Below are 19066 nucleotides of genomic sequence, written 5' to 3'. Positions count from 1 at the left end.
AACACAAATTTTATGCCTGTTTTTGGTTTGTTAAGAAGTGGTTAATGATGATTCGTACGCCATCCGATGCATCGGCCGGCTACGATCCCGTAGTCAATTTGGCACCGAGAATTGTCTTGTCTGCCAATAGCTTGACCATGTCCCCATTTTGTTAAGCTGGAGTAGGCGAACGGCCGCGCTGGGGCGGCCGGTTGGGACAAAAAAGGACGGGCGCGTCTACCGTGAGCGGCGACGAAGGGGCGAATTTTAAGAGATCGGTCCCACCCGAAAGCTTTTTTCAGCGCCAATGGCCGCCTCCGCAAATAATGCGTTGAAAATCCTCTGTCCGGATGTCACTGGGGCGTTGCATTACCCCGAGGAACTCGCTAAACGAGCCTCGCACACGGCGTCTGGTACAAGTTCAAGCTTGAGCCCGCCGAACGCAGGCGCCCGTAGCTCAGCTGGATAGAGCACCAGACTACGAATCTGGGGGTCAGAGGTTCGAATCCTTTCGGGCGCGCCATTCTTTTCAAAACTTAGCGATATCGCACCGTTTCAATCTCCAATTTGAAACGGTTTTGGCCGGCATATGCGGCAGGCGGCGAAGCCGATGCCAATTGCGCGCTGCAATACGCGCAGTGATTGCAAGTTGTTTGCTCAGTTCGGAAGCCTTGAACGAGTGGGCTTGAGTCGAGCTGTCGTTCGCGGCAGCGCTGAAATCGCCACGGGTCGGAGAACGGAACCTGCGGAATCGCGACCGCGGCTGAATTTGCGACGTTGCCATGTGTATGTTCTTCCACAAGGTCGCGCGCTTGCCCGAATGCATTCTTCACCATCGGTCATTAGAGCGGCGACCTTGCTGTCGCTATCCTGAACCCTCCAATAGATGCTGAGTGGTCCCATGGTGCGACGACGCACCCAGGTGATATACCGATTCCACTGAATCAGTGACTGAATGTTGGAGGAGCTCAACGTGACTGACGGTCCCGCTCGATATGCCGAGATTGATCCGAACACCCATTCGCCTTTGCTGCAGGATGTTTTGAAGCGTGCTGTCGCGGGAAGAGGTCGTGTTCCGACACCTTTCAAGGTTTGGCTGCACAGCGAAAAGCTATCGGATGCGATCGAGCATCTGGGCACGATGCTCAACACCCAGTCCAGCCTCTCGGAACGGGAATTCGAACTTGCCATCGTGCTGATCGCGCAGCACTGGGAATCGCCGTTCGTCATTGATGCTCATCTGCGTTTCGTATCGAAAGCGGGAATGCCGGCGCCGATCGTCGAAGAATTGAAGGCACGCCAGGTTCCGCATCTGGAAACGGAACGAGAGAAGGCGATCTACGCGATCTTTAAGGCGTTCGATCGTAAGGAAGTTGCGACCGACGAGGTGTTCGACCACGCGGTCAAACATCTCGGCCGCAACGGTTTGGCCGAACTGCTGGCATTCCTGGGATATTATACCGCCGTTGCAATGGCGATGAAGCTGCACCGTGAGCCCGTGCCCAATTGATGAGCGAGAACGAGACCAAAAATCTGATTTGACCGGAAGCTGGTCTTGTCAGTCGTTCGACGAGGCCTTGAAGACCGCCAATTGAGCGGCGAAGGCACGTTGAAAGGTGGGTCGCGCCTCGGCACAGGCAAGATAGGCTGAAAGGTTGGGATGTTCCTCCAGGAGGCCTGATCCTTTCAGCCTGAGCAGCACGCTCGCCATTACGTCATCACGGCTGGTGGATGATGCTCTCCAATGGCGCCAGGCTGTCGCGGATGACGGACGATTGGAACGATGCCGTGCCGTTCGGGCAGGCCTTTGTCGAGGCGGCGCCGGATAGCATGATTTGGGGATCGGATTGGCCGCATGTGCGCTGGCGCAAGAGCCGGATGCCGAATGACGCCGAACTGGTCGCATTGATGTATCGCTATGTCGATCACGATGCCGGCCTCATTCAAAAAATCCTGGTCGACAATCCAGCGCGGCTGCATGGATTTTCCGCGTAGTGAAAAGCAAGTCCGGTGGAATCGAGCACGGAGGATGAGAAGATCAACGTTCGACGACAATAACATCACCCTGGGGAGGAGCGGATGTATAGGGTCTTTCTGGCCGGAGTGTTGGTCGTGTTCGCATGGGGAAATGCCCCGCGAGCGGAGTCCGTTGAAGACTTTTATAAAGGCAAGCGGATTACGATTTATGTTGGTTCTTCACTAGGCGGAGGAACCGACACTTACGGTCGCGTGATCGGCCAGTTCCTCGGCAATCACCTGCCGGGCAAGCCCAGCATCGTCGTCGCTAATGTTCCCGGCGCCAATGGTCTGGTGGTCGCCAATCAATTGGCGAAATCCCTGCCAAAGGACGGAACGGCGCTCGGCACGTTCGACCGTAACGCGGCTCTTCATTCGATCTGGGGCAATCCGGCCGCACGTTTCGTCGCCGCCGATCTGGCGTGGATCGGCAGCGCCAATGTCGACACCAGCACCTGTGTCACCTGGCATACGACCGGGATCAACACGCTGGAAAAATTCATGACGCGTGAGGTCGTGCTCGGCTCATCGGCGGTCTATCACGCCAATCTCCTCAATGCGTTGTTCGGCGCGAAATTGAAGCAGGTCCTGGGCTATCAGGGCGGCAACGACGTCGTCCTCGCGTTGGAGCGGGGCGAGGTGCAGGGCCGTTGCAATTGGTCCTGGTCGTCGATCGTCGCGACACGCCCGGCTTGGGTGCGCGACAAGAAGATCAACATCATCCTGCAATTCGCCGAGGAAAAGCATCCGGAGTTGCAGGACGTCCCCTTGGTCGGCGATCTCGCCAAGACGCCCGAGCAGAAGCAGATCCTCGATCTCGTGCTCACCAGTCAGACCATGGCGCGCCCCTTCGCGGCACCGCCGGACGTGCCGCAAGAGCGGGTCGCGGCGCTGCGCGAAGCCTTTATGGCGGTGTCGAAAGACCCCGATTTTCTCGCGATGGCCCAGGCGCAGCAGCTTGAAATCTCCTTCGTCGATGGCGCGCGTATTCAAGACAGCATTCGGCGCATCTCCCATGCACCGAAAGGCCTCGTCAGGACGCTGCGGGATGTTATGTTGGGCCCCGAAGCCTCCGCCGAGATGGATCGCAAATAGATGCGATCCGATCGCCGCTTGAGGGCCTCACCACGAAAGACGACGCAGCTCGTCAGAGAAAAGATCAATCTGGAGGATCGATGCCCAAGCCGGTTGAATTGCAATCCAAAAGCTTGCCACGCCTGGCGGCGGAACTTGCCGCCGTTTCGCGCATGCTTGAGACCATGAATATCCTGAGTTACAGCGGCCATATCGCCGTACGCGTGCCGGATCGTGATGCCCTGATGATTCAGCGGCGCACCGATAGCCGCGCCGAACTGACGCCCGATCGCATGTTGCTCGTCGATTTCGATGGCAAGGTGATTCAAGGCGACGGCAAGCCACCTTCCGAAACCTCCATCCATATCGAAGCCTTCCGGGCGCGTCCGGACATCAATGCGTCGCTGCACAGCCATATGGACCTCGCCATCGCCTTCACCATGATGAAGGGCGTGCAATTGTTGCCGATGCGCGCCCGCGCCACGCGCTGGAAAAGCGGCATCCCGACCCACCCCGATCCGAGCCACATCAAATATCCGCAGCAGGGCCGCGAACTGGCGGCGACACTCGGGCCTCATCATGTCGCCTTGATGCGGGCACATGGTCTGTTGCTCGTGGCGGAATCGCTGCCGGCGCTGTTCAGCGATGCGGTGCATTTCCAGGAGAACGCCCAGGCGCAGATGGATGTGATGCAGGCCGGCGCTGCTCCCGAGCCACTGAGCGATGCGGAGATCGACAAGATCCTCGCTCTGGAAGATCGCCCGCATCACGTCGCGAAATTGTGGAACTACTACATCCGCAAGGGGCTCGCGGCGGGCTCGGTGGACAAGGGCTGGAACCTGCTCGCTGCGTGATGGTTACTGTCGCTGGCGCGAGGGGCGGGCCGTACGCTGATCCTCGCGCGGGCAGACGGGAAAGAGCGGCGCGGATTCAACCAGAAACGCAATCAAAGCCTCAACCCGCGCCGGGCGCGGGCCGCCCGGCGGCATCACCAGATGCAGGCCGGCCGGTGGCGAGGGCCAATCGGGCAGCAGCACTTCGAGCTTCTTCTGGTCGATGGCCTCATACAACAAAAAATCCGGCAGGGCGGCGATGCCGCAGCCGGCGATCGCGGCCTCCAACATCGCCTCTCCGCTATTACTGACGAGCGGGCCGTTGATGCGCACGCTGGCTTCCTCGCCACGCGTATTCTCGAAGCGCCAAGTGCGCGGGTTGGGGATGTTCGTGTAGACGAAACACTGATGCTCGGCCAATTGCAGCGGATGCGTCGGCCGGCCATACTTTTCGAGATAGCTCGGGGCCGCGACGATATAGCGATGCACGTCGGCGAGGCGGCGTGCGACCAGCGATGAATCCGGCAGCACGGCGATGCGCAAAGCGAGGTCGAAACCCTCGCCGATCAGATCGACCATCGTATCGCTGAGTTGTAGATCCACCGCGACATGCGGATAGGTTTCGAAGAATTTCGGCAGCAGCGGCGCGATGGTGCGCATGCCAAACGACATCGGCGCGGCCAGCCGCACCAGGCCGCGCGGCGAGGAGGATTCCGCCTGGGCGTCGCTTTCCGCCGCCTCGCCGGACACGAGGATATGCTCGGCCCGTTCCGCCAGCCGCCGCCCGGCGTCGGTAAGGGACAGGCGCCGCGAGGTGCGGTTGAGCAGGCGGGTGCCGAGCTTCTGTTCCAGCCGGCTGACGGCTTTTGATACCGTCGCTTTCGAGGCCCCCAGTTCGGCAGCGGCACCGGCGAAGGAGCGGCTCCGGACGACCAGGGCAAAGATGGCCAGGGCTTCAAGATCGGGGAGGCGCATGGGTCAATTCCGGAAACGATGAGTTTCATGAGTTTCTATTTTTATACCACACATTCTGGCTTAAGTCTTTGCTCAACGAGGGCGCCATTTCGGGGCCCGAAGGAAAGCCAAAATGATCGAGACCCGTCCGTTCGACCGCCTGATGAGCGCCGACCACGGTTGGCTCAAGGCAAGACATCACTTTTCTTTTGGGGATCATTACGACCCTGATCGCGTCCACCATGGCGCGCTGCGGGTTTGGAATGACGACGAGATTGCGCCGAATTCGGGCTTCCCGCCGCATCCCCACGCCAATATGGAAATCATCACTTATGTTCGCGAGGGCGCCATCACGCACCAGGACAATCTGGGCAATAAGGGCCGCACCCAAGCCGGTGACGTTCAGGTGATGAGCGCCGGCACGGGCATTCGCCACGCCGAATATAATCTCGAGCCGGAGACGACGAAGATCTTCCAGATCTGGATCATCCCGACGCGCGAAGGCGGCGAGCCTTCCTGGGGATCGAAGCGGTTCCCGAAGGGCGACAATGCCGGCAAGTTCGTCACTCTGGCGAGCGGCATCGCTGGTGACGCCGAAGCACTGCCGATCCGGGCCGATGCCCGCGTCCTCGGCGCGACGCTGAAGAAGGGCGAAAGCACCGAATACGATCTGCGCGGTCGCAACGGCTATCTCGTGCCCGCCAGCGGCGCGGTTGAAGTCAACGGCGTCAAGCTCGGCACCCGCGATGGTGCGGCGATCGCCAACGAGAACGTCGTGCGCGTCACCGCGCTCGAGGATGCTGAACTGGTCCTCGTCGACGCTGCCTAACACAAGGTCTGGTCATGCGCGGGTTATGCCCGCGCATGATGCTTGTCTGCTTACCTCTCACCCTCTGAATGTCAAAAGGAGCCTGTCATGGCGAAAGTTCTGGTGCTTTATTATTCGGCTTATGGCCATATCGAGAAGATGGCGGAAGCCGTCGCTGAAGGCGCGCGTGCAGCCGGCGCGACCGTCGACATCAAGCGCGTACCGGAACTGGTGCCGGAAGAGATCGCCAAGAAATCCTATTACAAGCTCGATCAGAAAGCGCCGATCGCCACCATCGACGATCTCGCCAATTACGATGCGATCATCGTCGGCACGGGCACGCGCTTCGGCCGCATGGCCTCGCAGATGGCGAACTTCCTCGATCAGGCCGGTGGCCTGTGGGCCAAGGGCGCGCTGAACGGCAAGGTTGGTGCGGCCTTCACCTCGACCGCCACGCAGCATGGCGGCCAGGAGACGACGCTGTTTTCCATCATCACCAATCTTCTGCACTTCGGTCTGGTGATCGTCGGTCTCAACTACGGCTATGCCGGCCAGATGAAGCTCGACGAAGTCGTCGGCGGCGCGCCTTACGGTGCCACCACGATCACCGGCGGCGACGGTTCGCGTCAGCCCTCCGACGTCGAACTGGAAGGCGCCCGTTATCAAGGCCGCCAGGTCGCCGAAGTGGCCAAGAAGCTGTTCGGCTGATTTTCGTTCACCGCGCATTTCGAGAAGCCCGGCTGGCTGGTCCCGCCGGGCTTCATTTTTGTTTGTCTGGAAAATTCGTCCTCAGACCATTTACACCGTTGCGCAAGTATGTAAGATTTTTTATGAAATATCACGTGCGGGAGCAGATGGCCGCCGCGGCATTCGCTGCCTGAGGCCGAAGGTGCGGGCAGGTAGGCTTGCCCGCCGCTGGACTCGCGCACGCCATCACTAAAGGGGCTTTCGTGCGGTCCAGCTCTCGCAATGGCATCACCCGGCGCACCGCCATGTCGCTTGCTCTGGCTGGCCTTGCGAGCAACTCTCTGCGCGCCGCCGACTATCCAACGCGCACCGTCACTTTGATCGTGCCCTATGCCGCAGGCGGTACAGCCGACATTCTGGCGCGCATTGCCGCCGAAGTGCTTGGCGAAAAACTTGGCAGAAGCTTCGTCGTCGAGAACAAGCCTGGAGCCTCCGGCATGATCGGTTGCAACGCCGTCGCCAAGGCCGCGCCAGATGGCTACACCTTGCTGTTCACCGCTGGCGGTCCCCTTACCATCGGCCCGCATCTGACCAAGAACGCGCAATACCGTACGGAAGTCGATTTCACGCCGCTGGCTTTGGTGACGGAAGTGCCGAGCTTCCTCGTCGTCAATCCGAACAATCCGGCGAAGACCGTTGCCGATCTTGTCGCCACAGGCAAAGCGCAGCCGAAGAAATTGAACTTCGCTTCGCCCGGCGTCGGCACATCCGTTCATCTCCTCGCCGAGCTGTTTCGCCTGGAAGCGGGCTTTGAAGCGACGCATGTGCCTTATCGCGGCGGCGCGCCGGCCGTGAGCGATCTCATCAGCGGCCATGTCGATTTTCTGTTCGAGAATGTGCCGCAACTCCTGCCGCAGGTGACGGGAGGAACCTTGCGCGCGCTGGCCTTGACGGCGCCGTCGCGGCTGCCCTCCGCACCCGATGTGCCGACGCTCGAGGAAGCGGGTTTGCGCAACATCGGTGTCGGTACCTGGTACGGCCTGCTCGGCCCGGCTGGGCTGCCGGCGGACATATCAACGCGTGTTGCCCAGGCGCTGCACAGCGGGCTCACGGACGCTTCGCAAGTGAAGCGCCTCGCCGACCTCGGCGTCACTGCCGATCTGAAAACCGGCAAGGATTTTGCGGCTTTTCTCGCGGGCGACGGTGCGCGGTGGAAATCCGTCATCGAACGGGCCCGGATTGAAGCACCATGATGCTGAACCGTATCTGCCTCTCACGAACATTCAGGGACCGGAGCACAATGATGATAAAGCGATTGCATGCGAGGCAGCAGCGAAACGGGACGATGCGGGCGCTGCGCGGGCTGGCATTCGTTGCGCTGGGTATCGTCGGCGCAAGCATGGCGCAGGCGCAGACCTTCCCGTCGCGCAGCGTCACCATCGTCTCGCCCTATCAAGCCGGCGGGACGAGCGATATCATCTCGCGTCTGCTGGCGCAGAAGCTCGGCGATCTCTGGAAGCAGTCGGTCATCGTCGAAAATCGCCCGGGCGCCAATGGCAGTGTCGGCGTTCTGGCGGTGGCGCGCGGGCCGGCGGATGGCCATACGCTGCTCGCGGTCGCTTCCAGCGCTTTGACGCTCAACCCATTGCTCTATCGTTCGCTGGGCTATGACGTCAGCCGCGATCTGGCGCCGGTGACGCGCACCGGCTCCGTGCCCAATGTGGTCGTCGTTCATCCCTCAGTTCCAGCCAAGACGATCGGCGAATTGGTGGCTTTGACGAAAGCCAAGCCCGGCAGCCTCAATTATGCCTCGCAAGGCAATGGCTCGAACGGCCATCTCAATGGCGAAATGTTTCGCCAATTGACAGGCGCCGACATGGTCCACGTACCGTATAAAGGCAGCGCGCCGGCGGTGGCCGATCTCATCAGCGGCCATGTGCAGGTGATGTTCGACAATCTGCCGTCGGTGCTTGAGCAGATTCGTGCCGGTCAATTGCGTGCGCTGGCGGTGACGACGGCGCAACGCGCCGAGACGCTGCCCGATGTGCCGACGATGGCTGAAGCCGGTGTCGCCGGTTTTGAAACCAGCGCCTGGTTCGCTGTTCTCGTCGCTAAGGGAACGCCCGAGCCGCTGCGCGCCGATTTGGAAAAGGCCATCGTGCAGGCGCTGGGCGATGCGGAACTGCGCGGCAAGCTGGCGCAGGTCGGCATCACCGCTTTGGGCGACGGTTCCGCGGCCATGGTTCAGCGCATCGATGGGGAAACGCGTGTGTGGCGCGAGGTCATTCAACGCGCCAAGATCAGTATTGAATGATTGAAAACAGCGTCGGGCAGGCGCTTCGGCAGATATTTCATCAGTTATTTTTAGTGATGACTAAGTCTTGCGCTCACGCTGCGTAAGGAATAGTCATCGGGCTATTTCCCGGCGGACGATTCCCGTCGCTGATGAGGAGCTGGGCCGATGGCCGCGACCCCGAAGCCGAAAAAAGCGGCCTCTGCGCCGAAACGACGATCCGCTCCGGCGACGGAGCGGAAGGTCGAGGCTCCGCTGGAAACCAAATCGGAAGCGAAGTCGCTCGTTCAGCAGGCTTATGAAAGCATCAAAGAGCGGATCATCAATCTGCACTTTCTGCCCGGTCAGTATTTGAACGAAGCAGCGATCTGCGCGCAGCTTAAATTGGGCCGCACGCCGGTCCATCAAGCCTTGCAGCGGTTGCAGATGGAAGGGCTCGTCGATGTCTTGCCGCGCAAGGGCATCATCGTTCAGCCTGATAGTCTCGCTGAAATCATGAAGATCCTGGATTCCCGGGTGACCGTGGAGCCGGAGCTGGCACGCTCCGCCGCGCGCCGGGTCGCCGCCGGTGAGATCACGGCCGATCAATTGAAGCGCGTGATGGAAATCGCCACGGCGACCGCCGATGAAGACCCGCCGGATATTGCGGCCTTCACGGCCAACGATCGCTGGTTCCATCGCGAAGTCGCGCAAATGTCGGGCAATGCGATCATGAGCGATTTCGCCCGCCTTCTGCATGAGCGCTCGACCCGCTTCTGGTATCTCAATCTGTGGCAGACGATCGACGTGCCGCTGACCAATCGCCAGCATGCCGAAATCGCCGCGGCGGTGATCGCCGGCGATGGCGAACTGGCAGCGCAGCGCATGCTCGATCACATCGCGGCGCTGCGCTCCCGTCTTGAAAAACTGCAGCGCATGTCGCCCAACGCTTTCCGTCAGCCGCCCTCCATCTGACGCGGTTTTCCAGGGCTTTCGCAGAAAGTGTGCCGCCAAGGCCATGTGGCTGATGGCGCGGCGTTTCCCTCGTGCGTCACACCGTTGCGCCTAAGGCGTTTCTGTGAGTGCCTAGGGATAAAGCACTTGCTTTTTAAATCACCTGAAATATCATCTAATCTGTTTAGTGATATTTGGATGACAAGATGACCAGCAAAGTGCCGCCGACTCCGCCGGGCATGCCCTCCTTGAGTGAAATTCTGATCCAGACAGCCGATGTGCCCTGGCGTGAAAAATCGCTGAAAGGCGTGCACGAAAAGATGCTGTGGCGCGATGAGGAAACGGGTGCCACCATCGCTCTGATCCGCTTCGACAAGGGCACGAGCATTCCGACGCCGCATCTGCATGCGTCCAATCAGTTCATGTTCTGCCTGGAAGGCCACTACGAATACACCAACACGGGTGTGACCCTGCGGGCCGGCTCCTTCTACTGCAATCCGAAGGGCAATGTGCATGGCCCGACGCTGGCGCATGAGGATACGATCGTCGTCGAAATGTACGACGGGCCGCATTATCCCGAGCGCCCGTCATGGTACACCAATGATGAGGACGCGCGCTGATGTCCAAGGGCGTTGACGGCGGAATTTCCGCTGCAGCCCTGACGGAAGCTGTCGCCAAGATCTTTATCGCTACAGGCGTTTTGCCTGCCGATGCGGCAATGGCCGCTGAAGATCTTGTTGCTGCCGATGTCGAGGGCGTCGCATCCCATGGCGTGATGCTGATTCCGATGTATGTCGATCGCTTGCGCGCCGGTTCGGTCTCGACCGCATCGGCGGGCAAGATCGTCTCCGATCGCGAGGCGGCGGTGGTGATCGATGCGCAGAACGTGCTGGGACAGTTGACCGCGCGCCAGGCCGTCTCGCTCGCCGTAGAGCGGGCCAAACGTTATGGCCTCGCGGCTGTCACCGTGCGCAATGCCTTCCACTTCGGCTCCGCCGGCCGCTATGCCCGCATGATGGCCGATCAAGGCTGCGTTGGCATGGTGATGGCCAATACGCGCCCGCTGATGCCGGCTCCCGGTGGCGCCGAACCTCTGACCGGCAATAATCCTTTGGCGATCGTTGCGCCCAGCAATGCGCCGTTCTCGCCTGAGATCGACATGGCGCTCAGCGCCGTGGCGATGGGCAAGATCCGCAATGCGGCGGCCGCCGGCCAGCCGATCCCCGAAGGCTGGGCCGCCGACAAAAGCGGCGCGGTGACGACCGATCCCAAGGCGGCGATCGAGGGCATGTTGTTGCCGGCCGCAGGCCCCAAGGGTTTTGGTCTGGCCTTCCTCATCGATCTGCTCTGCGGTGGCCTCTCCGGTGGCGGCATCGGTGCGCAAGTCGCGCCGCTCTATGGTCCGCCTGAGAAACCCTATGGCAGCGCCAGTTTCTTCCTGGCGATCGACGTCGGCCATTTCGTGCCGGCCGATACGTTTAAGGCCCGGACGCAAGCCGAGCTTGCCCGCGTCGCCGCGTCGCGTCGTGCGCCGGGGATCGAGCGCATCTACGCTCCTGGCGAACTGGCCTTTGCGGCACGCACGGCCGCCGATGGCCGCTGCAAGGTGTCGCCGGCCGCTCTGTCGAGCCTCATTGAGACGGCGCGTGGCCTTGGCGTCGATATCAGCTTTCTTCTCTCCAACTGAAAGTCAAAAAAATGAAACAGCAGATCACCAGCGATAAGCTCGCCAAGCCGAACGGCCATTTCTCGCAGGCCACCACCGTGGAAGCGAAGGGCAAGCTGGTTTTCATCTCCGGCATGACGGCCCGCCGCGCCGATGGCTCGATCGCTGGCGTTGGCGACATCGATGCGCAGACGCGCCAGGTTTGCGAGAACCTTAAGGCGGCGGCGGAAGCGGCCGGCGGTTCTCTCGATGATATCGTGCGCGTTGACGTTTATGTGCGCAACATCGAACATTTCGCTGCCATTCACAAAGTCCGCCAGGAATATTTCAAGGCGCCCGTGCCGGCCTCCACCATGGTCGAAGTCGCCAAAATGGTGTCGCCCGACTATCTGATCGAAATCAGCGCCATCGCCGTCCTGCCGAACGGCTGATCGATCATGCGTCTGTGTACGGTCAAAGTATCCGGTACGCCGCGTGTCGGCCTCATTGAGGCCGACCGTATCAGCCTGTTGCCGGCCGAGGCCGGCGACATGGTTGCTCTGATCGCGCAGGGGCGTGTCGCGATCGATCGCCTCGCCGCGCGCGGCGATCTCGAAGCCGTGCCCCTGGTGCAAGCCGATCTGATGGCGCCGATCCAGCGTTTTGGCCGCGACGTGTTGTGTACGGGCTGGAACTATTGGGATCACTTCGAGGAAAGCCGCGGCAAGCGCGAGGGCCAGGATGTCGATCGGCCGAAAGCGCCGACCTTCTTCACCAAAAGCCCAAGCACCATCGTCGGCCCCTATGATGACATCGGTCTCGACGGTCATATCTCGGCCAAATGGGACTATGAGGCGGAAGTTGCTCTGGTGATCGGCAAGCGCTGCCGCAGCGTGTCGCAGGCGGAAGCGCCCGATTGCGTCTTCGGCTATTTCCTCGCCAACGATGTCTCGCAGCGCGATCTGCAACGCCGTCACGGCGGCCAGTGGCTGAAGGGCAAGAGCATCGATCGCACCATGCCCATCGGCCCTTGGATCGTCACGCCGGACGAACTTGATCTGCCGGAAGCACAGCTCGAATTGCGGCTGAACGGTCAGGTCATGCAGAGCGCTTTTGTGAAGCAAATGGCTTTCCCGATCGCCGAACTGATCGCGGAATTGTCCTTCGGCATGACCCTTGAACCGGGCGACGTGCTGATCACGGGCACGCCGTCTGGCATCGGCAATGCAAGGGAGCCGCAGGTCTTTCTCAGGGCCGGTGACGAAATGGTCGTTTCGGCCACCGGCCTTGGCGAGTTGCGCAACCGCGTCGTGTCGGCGAACCTGCATGGCACGACCGACATTCCATCCATGAGCGAGGCTCTATGAAGGCGAGTTTCGATGCCACCGGCGATGTGATCGCCATCACTGGCGGCGCCAATGGAATCGGGCGCGCACTTGCTTTGGCTTGCGCCAAGGCTGGCGCGCGGGTCGTGGTCTGCGATGTGAACGAAGAGGCGCTGGCCAGCCTGCACACCGAGGCGCCATCGATAGCGGTGCGTCGCCTCGACGTCAGCGATCGCGCGGCGGTCGTGACCTGCTTTGCGGGGATCGCCCAGTCGATCGGCCCAATCGACGGTCTGGTCTGCGCGGCAGCGATCCAACCGCGTACTTTGATCCACGAGATGGACCCGGCCGAATGGCAGCGCGTCATTGGCATCAATCTCAATGGCGTCATGTGGTGCTATCAGGCGGTCATCGGTTCGATGATCGCGCGCCGGAAGGGGTCGATCATCGCCTTTTCGTCGGGGCTGGCCCATCAGGGCTGGCCGAAGGCTTCGGCCTATGCGGCGACCAAAGGCGCGCTGATCGCCTGGGCCAAGAGCGCCGCCAAGGAAGTTGCCGAACATCGCGTGCGCGTCAATCTGATCGCACCCGGTGTCATCGACACGCCGCAATATCGCGCCGCCAATGCCGGCGCCGATCACGCGAGCTGGAAAACATCGACAGGCGTCGGCAGTCCGGAGGATGTGATCGGCCCGCTGATGTTCCTCTTGTCGGACGCAGCGACCATGACGGCATCGCTGCTCAGCCGCGACATGGCTTACACGCGAGACGAAGACTAGGAGACGAGAGCGGATGAAACCGGTTCTTGTGGTAGGAGCCGGCCCGGTGGGGCTGATGACGGCTCTCGCCCTCAAATTTTATGGCGTGGATTTCCGCATCTTCGAGGAAGATCGCGAATTTTCGAGCGACACCAAGGCCGGGACGATCCTGACCCGCACCATCGAGGCCTTTCGCCGCTACGGTGTCGATCGCGCCGTGCTGTCGAAGGCGCTGCGGCTCGATGAGATTGGCGAGATCGAGCGCGCCACCAATGCGCGCCGTGCCTCGGTGTTGACGGAAACACTGATCGAGGAGACGCGTTTCCCCTTCGTCATCAACATGCCGCAGCATCATCTAGAGCCGATCCTGGCCGACAATCTGTCCGATTTGCCACCGGGCGTGGTCAATCTGCGCCATAAATTGCTGTCGTTTTCGCAAACCGAGGATGGCGTCGTCGCGCGCTTCGAGACGCCGGACGGTCCGCGCGACGTCGAGGGATCCTATCTCATCGCCTGCGATGGCGGCCGCAGCACGGTGCGCGGACAGCTTGGCATAGAGGTCGAAGGCACGTCGTTCGACGTGCGATACATGCTGGTCGACATCCTGGTCGATCTCGATAAATCCAATCCGCGCGATTATCCCTATCTGGCTTATTTCGCCGATCCGACCGAGTGGATGATCCTCGTGCGTCAGCCCCATTGCTGGCGCTTCCTGTTTCCGCTGGCGCCGGGCGCCGATGCGGCGACCCCGGCGGAACTCGAAAGCAAGGTCCGTCATTTCATCGGCGATGTCACGTCGCTCGAAGTCATCAACACGGTGACCTACCGGGTGCATCACCGTATCGCTTCGCAATGGCGCAAGGACCGCGTGTTCCTGGCCGGCGATGCGGCGCATCTCATCACGCCGATGTGGGCGCTTGGGTTGAACACCGGCGTGCTCGATGCCATCAATCTGCCTTGGCGTCTGGCCTGGGTCTTGCGTGGCTGGGCTGAAGACAGCCTGCTCGATGGCTATGAGCGGGAGCAGCGGCCCTTGGCGGCGCATGGATCAGGCGAAATGGCGGAAGCGGCGCGCAAACTGATGGGTGGCGAAAAAGAAGGCGCCCGCGCCATGTCCGGCTCCGATTGGGCCAATGCGATGACGCGTTCCATGCTGGGCGTGCGTCTCGATGTCGATGGCTCCGGCCTCTGGTCGATCGTCAAGACCGAGCGCGAGGCCCTTCGCGTCGGCGACCGCGTGCCCGATATGCCGCTGTTCAACGGGCAGGGCAGCCAGGTGCATCTGCATGATCTGTGCGACGACAGTTTTGTCGCACTTTACTTCACAGACGTGCGCCGCCGCCCGGCTCTGCCGCCGGACGATCAACCGGGCTTGAAGAGCTTTGTCGTTTCGCGTTGGGACGCACCGCTCGATTCCGGCCTGCGCGATCGCGCTCTGCTGGATATCGGCAACAGACTGCGCACGCGGCTTGGCTGTGCCGAGGATACGGTGGTGCTGTTGCGGCCGGACGATCACGTGGCCGCCATTCTGCCGATCGGCTCGCGCATGATCGCCGACATCTATCAGCGGATCAGAGGAAAGGCTCAATGAGCAAACAACTTATTCCGCTCGACGTTCACGCCCATCTGGCGCCCGTGGCGCCGGAGAAGCTTGCGGCGCTTGAAGGTGTCTCCTGGGACGCCGGCAAGGGCGTGATGGTGATCGACGGCCATGTCGTCGGCATGAAGCCGCTCTTCAATCCGCCGGCCCTACGCCAATGGATGAACGATCAAGGTGTCGCGCATGCCTGGATTTCCGCGCCGCCGCCGCTCTATCGCCAGCAATTGCGGGGAGAGCAGGCGCGGGCATGGGCAACCTATGTCAACGAGGGCCTGCGCGATCTGGCGGTTGCGTCCGAGGGGCAATTCTCGGCGCTCATGCATCTGCCGATCGAAGACCCGGCGGTGGCCACCGAGATTGCGCGAGAGTGGATCGGCCGTGGTCATGTGCTCTTCGCCATGCCGACGGGGACGGGCGACGATCGCACGCTCGGTGATGCGGAATTCGCGCCTTTATGGCAAGCGCTCGATCAGGCCGGGGCCTTCATCTTCTTTCATCCTGGCGAATGCGCCGATGGCCGCTTGCAGTCCTACTATCTCACCAATCTTCTCGGTAATCCTTACGAGAGCACGGTGGCGCTGGCCCATCTGATCTTTTCAGGCGTGCTGGAGCGCCATCCCAACATCACGCCATGCTTCGCCCATAGCGGCGGCCTGATGCCGATGGTCGCCCCCCGCTGGGATCGCGGCCATGGCACGGCGCGGCCCGATATCGATACCACATTGGCCCTGCCGTCGAAGCTGATGAAGCGTATCCTCGTCGATTGCATCTGCCACAGCGATGCGGCGGCCGAACTGGCCGATCAGACGTTTGGCCGCGACAATGTGGTCTTTGGATCCGACTGGCCGTTTCCGATGGGCGTGATCGAGCCGCAGCAGCAACTGGCGGATTTCTCGGCGGAGCGGCGTCAACGATATCTGACCGATAACCCGGCGCGCCTGCGGGCGCGCTTCAACTGCAAAGAGGTATGAGCATGAGCGAAGTTCGCATGCCGGAAGGCACCGTTCTTGGCGCCATTGGCGACGAGGTCATTTTCGAGAATGAGACCATCCGCGTGTGGCGGCTCAGCCTGCCGCCGGGCGGTATCCAGCCCTGGCACAAGCACGACATGCATTATTTGATCGTGCCGCTGACACTAGGTGAAAACATCATGCGTTTTTCCGATGGTCGCGTGCGCGAGACCAAGGAAACACCAGGCGAGGTGATGTGGCGCGAGCCTGGCATTCCCCATGAACTGGAGAACGCCAGCAAGGGTATCTATTCCAACATACTGATCGAATTCAAACAGGTTGTGAAAGCCTGAAAGGAAAATCCCCGGAGCAGGCTCCGGGGATTATTTTACGCGGCCTGCTGCGGAAAGCTGAATTACTTCTGTGTCGGCAGAATCGGTGTCTTCGGCAGGAAGCCCGGCACATAGGTCTGGTCCGCTTCCAGCTTGCCTCCGGCGACTTCGACATTCGAATTGATGAAGTCGAATGTCTTCGCCATTTTGGCAGGAATGATATGGCCGAACCCATTGGCTTTCACGTCGGCGTTGACGCCGATGCGCTCAAGCAGGTCGATTTCCTCCCGCACGATACCGCGATCGAGCGCAGGCACGCTCTTGACGATGATCGCGGTCGCTTCGTCGCGATTGGCCAAAGTATATTGCCAGCCGCGCAGCGCCGCGCGCACGAAGCCACGCACCGCCTCCGGGTTCTGGTCGAGGAAGCTCTTCTTCACGCCGATCGAATTGGCATAGAGATCGAGGCCATAGTCGGCGGCGAACAAGCATACCGGCTCCTTGCCGGGCGCGGCGCGCCGAATGGCGGGGGCGGCCATCAGAAACTGGTCGACGCCTCCCACCTGGCCGGCGGCGAGCATGGGCACGCGGGCAGCCGCATCCACATTGACGATTTCAAGCTTCGAACCGTCGAGGCCATTCATCTTCATGAAGGCGCGCCAGATCTGTGGCACGAAGGAGGCCGAGCTCGAACCGAACTTCAGGCCTTCCAATTGCGCCGGCTTGGTGACATTGGCGCCGGGATTAAGCGAATAGACGCAATAGGGCGCTTCCACATAGGAGGAGGCGACGATCTTGACCTCGCTGCCGGCCTTGCCTGAGGCGACCAGGCTCGGCACGTCGATGAAACCCATCTGCGCGATGCCGGTGACGACGCCGCGAATGGCATCGGCCGTGCCTTTCGACGGCATGATCTCGACGTTCAATCCTTCCTCTTTGAAGAAGCCCTTCTCCAGCGCGACATACCAGGGCGCATGGCGGCCGAGGCTGATGAAATCGAGCATGAATTTGACATTGGTATCGGCCGCAGCCGCGCCGGTGGGCACTGCAGCCAGGCACGAGAGCGTGGTGATGACGCCGGCCATTCTTTTCAACATCGAGAACTCCTCTGGTGTTTGCCGGGCTTGTGCCGCGCGGCTTACGGGTTTTCATTGACCACAGAGACATCATAAGATATTTCAGTAGACATTCAAGCTGATCGCGTTGTGCGAAAACATCGTGCCGTCCGCAGGTTGTCGTGGCGAGCAGGAACCAGCGGACAAATGGGCGTGTAGAAAGGAATGGGATGGGCTTCGTCGAGATCACGAACGTCCGCAAGGTTTTCGGGGGCAAGGGAAAAGAGGTCGTCGCCCTCGATGAGGCGAACCTGACGTTCAATGAAGGGGAATTCGTCGCCCTGATCGGGCCAAGCGGCTGCGGAAAAACGACACTTCTGACGATTGTCGCTGGCCTGGCGTCAAAAACATCGGGATCGGTGAAAGTCGGCGGCAAGGAAGTGACCGGCCCTTATCCCGACTACGGCTTCGTCTTCCAGCAGCCGAGCCTGATGCCGTGGCGCTCGGTGCTGCAGAACGTTCTCTTTCCCATGGAAATCCTTGGCCGCAACGATGCGCAGGCAAAAGCGCGCGCCGAACAGCTTCTCGAAATGACCGGCCTGCATGCGTTCGCCAATGCGCGCCCGCACGAACTTTCCGGCGGCATGCAGCAGCGCGTTTCGCTTTGTCGTGCTTTGATCCACAAGCCGAAACTTCTCTTGATGGATGAACCGTTCGGCGCCCTCGACGAATTCACGCGCCTCGACATGAACGACCTTCTGCTGAAGATCAAAGCCGAGACCGGTGCTTCTGTCTTGTTCGTCACCCATTCCATCTCGGAAGCGGTCTATCTGTCCGACAAGGTCGTCGTCTTTACCCGTCGCCCGGCGCGGGTCAGCGCCGAATTCCAGATCAACATTCCCGCTCCACGCACGCAGGCCTGCCGCTTTACGCCCGAATTCATCGAGGCGGAAAAGCGCGCCAGCGAAGCCCTCGGCCTTCTGGTCGGCGCGCACTGAGAGCATTGAGAGCAACGAGAATGAATAGCAATACGACGACCACCCAGATCGCTTATCCCCTGATTGGCGTGGCCATTCTAATCGCCATCTGGGGCGCTTACTGCTGGCTGTTCAATGTTCCCGAAGTGGTTCTGCCATCGCCGGGCCAAGTCGCCATCGCTTTCGTCGACAGTTTCGGCGTTTTAATGCGTGAAGGCTGGGTCACACTGGTGGAAACGGTGCTGGGCTTTGCGCTCGCCATGGCGGTCGGCCTGCCGCTTGCCGTGGCGATCGCCAATTCGCGGCCGCTGAATCTGATGTTCTATCCGCTGCTGGTGGCGCTGCAATCGGTGCCGAAAGTCGCTCTGGCGCCGATCGTTCTCGTCTGGCTCGGCACGGGCCTGGAGTCGAAACTCGCCATCGTCTGGCTGGTGGCCTTCTTTCCTATTATCATCGACACGGCGGCGGGCCTGCGTTCGACACCGCGCGAACTCATTCAATTGGCGCACAGCCTGAAAGCGTCGCCCTGGCAGATTTTCTACAAAGTGCAATTCCCGGCGGCGCTGCCCTTCGTGCTCACCGGCGCCAAGGTGGCGATCACGCTGGCGGTCATCGGCGCGGTGATCGGCGAGTTCATGGGTTCGAGCAGCGGTCTTGGCTATCTGCTGTTGAGCGCCACGTCGCAGCTCAACACGCCGCTCGCCTTTGCCGCGCTTTTCGCGCTCTCGTTCCTGGGCCTTGGCGTTTATGCGGTCGTGGAGCTTGTCGAAATCGCCATCGCCCGCTGGCTGCCGCCGCGCGCGACGGGACACTGAGAAGCGTTCCCCTCCAACAAGTCAAAAGGCCG

The 19066-nt window shown here is 61.1% G+C and carries 21 protein-coding genes, 1 tRNA gene and 1 pseudogene; 20 read left to right on the top strand and 3 right to left on the bottom strand.

Annotation, left to right across the window (positions count from 1 at the left end; translation table 11 throughout):
* The first annotated feature begins 425 nt into the window (after positions 1–425).
* Positions 426–502: transfer RNA gene (locus OIM99_RS01520), tRNA-Arg, on the top strand.
* Positions 503–952: 450 nt separating this feature from the next.
* Positions 953–1489 carry a hypothetical protein gene (locus OIM99_RS01515; RefSeq protein WP_311848545.1) on the top strand — a complete coding sequence of 179 codons (537 nt, stop codon included), beginning with the start codon at positions 953–955 and terminating at the stop codon, positions 1487–1489.
* Positions 1490–1537: 48 nt separating this feature from the next.
* Here the strand turns inward: OIM99_RS01515 and OIM99_RS01510 are convergent.
* A pseudogene (locus OIM99_RS01510) lies at positions 1538–1696 on the bottom strand (glutathione S-transferase family protein); the annotation flags it as partial.
* A 14-nt stretch (positions 1697–1710) separates the two neighbouring features.
* Between OIM99_RS01510 and OIM99_RS01505 the strand changes: the two are divergent.
* The 3 genes from OIM99_RS01505 to OIM99_RS01495 all read left to right on the top strand — a co-directional run bounded on the left by OIM99_RS01505 (position 1711) and on the right by OIM99_RS01495 (position 3923).
* Entirely contained in the window at positions 1711–1974 is a 264-nt protein-coding gene (locus OIM99_RS01505) for an amidohydrolase family protein (protein ID WP_311848544.1), read from the top strand.
* Between the two features lie 234 nt (positions 1975–2208).
* A complete protein-coding gene (locus OIM99_RS01500; protein ID WP_311848543.1) occupies positions 2209–3090 on the top strand; it encodes a hypothetical protein in 882 nt (293 codons plus the stop codon).
* Between the two features lie 80 nt (positions 3091–3170).
* Positions 3171–3923, top strand: a complete 753-nt coding sequence (locus OIM99_RS01495; protein WP_311848542.1) for a class II aldolase/adducin family protein — start codon at positions 3171–3173, stop codon at positions 3921–3923.
* A gap of 3 nt (positions 3924–3926) precedes the next feature.
* Here the strand turns inward: OIM99_RS01495 and OIM99_RS01490 are convergent, their stop codons facing one another.
* Complete coding sequence (locus OIM99_RS01490; protein ID WP_311848541.1) at positions 3927–4877, bottom strand: LysR family transcriptional regulator; 951 nt, start codon at positions 4875–4877, stop codon at positions 3927–3929.
* 112 nt (positions 4878–4989) lie between these two features.
* Between OIM99_RS01490 and OIM99_RS01485 the strand changes: the two genes are divergently transcribed.
* From OIM99_RS01485 to OIM99_RS01425, 13 genes are all read left to right on the top strand, one after another.
* Positions 4990–5685 (top strand): pirin family protein, encoded by a 696-nt coding sequence (locus OIM99_RS01485; protein WP_311848540.1) that lies wholly within the window; start codon positions 4990–4992, stop codon positions 5683–5685.
* An 87-nt stretch (positions 5686–5772) separates the two neighbouring features.
* Positions 5773–6372 (top strand): NAD(P)H:quinone oxidoreductase, encoded by a 600-nt coding sequence (gene wrbA, locus OIM99_RS01480; RefSeq protein ID WP_311848539.1) that lies wholly within the window; start codon positions 5773–5775, stop codon positions 6370–6372.
* A 242-nt stretch (positions 6373–6614) separates the two neighbouring features.
* Positions 6615–7604, top strand: a complete 990-nt coding sequence (locus tag OIM99_RS01475) for a tripartite tricarboxylate transporter substrate binding protein (RefSeq protein WP_311848538.1) — start codon at positions 6615–6617, stop codon at positions 7602–7604.
* A 92-nt stretch (positions 7605–7696) separates the two neighbouring features.
* Positions 7697–8665, top strand: a complete 969-nt coding sequence (locus tag OIM99_RS01470; protein WP_311848537.1) for a tripartite tricarboxylate transporter substrate binding protein — start codon at positions 7697–7699, stop codon at positions 8663–8665.
* Positions 8666–8812: 147 nt separating this feature from the next.
* The gene (locus tag OIM99_RS01465; RefSeq protein WP_311848536.1) at positions 8813–9598 is read left to right on the top strand and encodes a GntR family transcriptional regulator; all 786 of its coding nucleotides are present in this window, start codon (positions 8813–8815) and stop codon (positions 9596–9598) included.
* 185 nt (positions 9599–9783) lie between these two features.
* Entirely contained in the window at positions 9784–10197 is a 414-nt protein-coding gene (locus OIM99_RS01460; protein WP_311848535.1) for a cupin domain-containing protein, read from the top strand.
* Positions 10197–11264, top strand: coding sequence for an Ldh family oxidoreductase (locus OIM99_RS01455; RefSeq protein ID WP_311848534.1), 1068 nt, complete (start codon positions 10197–10199; stop codon positions 11262–11264). The genes OIM99_RS01460 and OIM99_RS01455 overlap by 1 nt, the downstream gene beginning before the upstream one ends.
* A gap of 11 nt (positions 11265–11275) precedes the next feature.
* A complete protein-coding gene (locus OIM99_RS01450) occupies positions 11276–11674 on the top strand; it encodes a RidA family protein (protein WP_311848533.1) in 399 nt (132 codons plus the stop codon).
* 6 nt (positions 11675–11680) lie between these two features.
* Positions 11681–12589: a fumarylacetoacetate hydrolase family protein gene (locus OIM99_RS01445; protein ID WP_311848532.1), complete on the top strand. Its 909-nt coding sequence runs from the start codon at positions 11681–11683 to the stop codon at positions 12587–12589.
* Positions 12586–13326, top strand: coding sequence for an SDR family NAD(P)-dependent oxidoreductase (locus OIM99_RS01440; RefSeq protein ID WP_311848531.1), 741 nt, complete (start codon positions 12586–12588; stop codon positions 13324–13326). The genes OIM99_RS01445 and OIM99_RS01440 overlap by 4 nt, the downstream gene beginning before the upstream one ends.
* Positions 13327–13339: 13 nt before the next feature.
* Entirely contained in the window at positions 13340–14896 is a 1557-nt protein-coding gene (locus tag OIM99_RS01435; RefSeq protein ID WP_311848530.1) for an FAD-dependent monooxygenase, read from the top strand.
* Entirely contained in the window at positions 14893–15876 is a 984-nt protein-coding gene (locus tag OIM99_RS01430; RefSeq protein WP_311848529.1) for an amidohydrolase family protein, read from the top strand. Before OIM99_RS01435 ends, OIM99_RS01430 begins: the two co-directional genes overlap by 4 nt.
* Positions 15877–15878: 2 nt before the next feature.
* Positions 15879–16208: a hypothetical protein gene (locus OIM99_RS01425; RefSeq protein WP_311848528.1), complete on the top strand. Its 330-nt coding sequence runs from the start codon at positions 15879–15881 to the stop codon at positions 16206–16208.
* Between the two features lie 62 nt (positions 16209–16270).
* Here the strand turns inward: OIM99_RS01425 and OIM99_RS01420 are convergent, their stop codons facing one another.
* Complete coding sequence (locus OIM99_RS01420; protein WP_311848527.1) at positions 16271–17284, bottom strand: ABC transporter substrate-binding protein; 1014 nt, start codon at positions 17282–17284, stop codon at positions 16271–16273.
* 188 nt (positions 17285–17472) lie between these two features.
* Here OIM99_RS01420 and OIM99_RS01415 point away from each other — a divergent pair, with 188 nt between their 5' ends.
* Positions 17473–18240: an ABC transporter ATP-binding protein gene (locus tag OIM99_RS01415; RefSeq protein WP_311848526.1), complete on the top strand. Its 768-nt coding sequence runs from the start codon at positions 17473–17475 to the stop codon at positions 18238–18240.
* Positions 18241–18260: 20 nt separating this feature from the next.
* Positions 18261–19034 carry an ABC transporter permease gene (locus tag OIM99_RS01410; protein WP_311848525.1) on the top strand — a complete coding sequence of 258 codons (774 nt, stop codon included), beginning with the start codon at positions 18261–18263 and terminating at the stop codon, positions 19032–19034.
* Positions 19035–19066: the final 32 nt, after the last annotated feature.

Origin of the sequence: Methylocella sp. CPCC 101449 (assembly GCF_031921685.1) — a bacterium.
Taxonomy (GTDB): domain Bacteria; phylum Pseudomonadota; class Alphaproteobacteria; order Rhizobiales; family Beijerinckiaceae; genus Terripilifer.
This window is presented reverse-complemented; position numbering and strand designations above follow the sequence as displayed.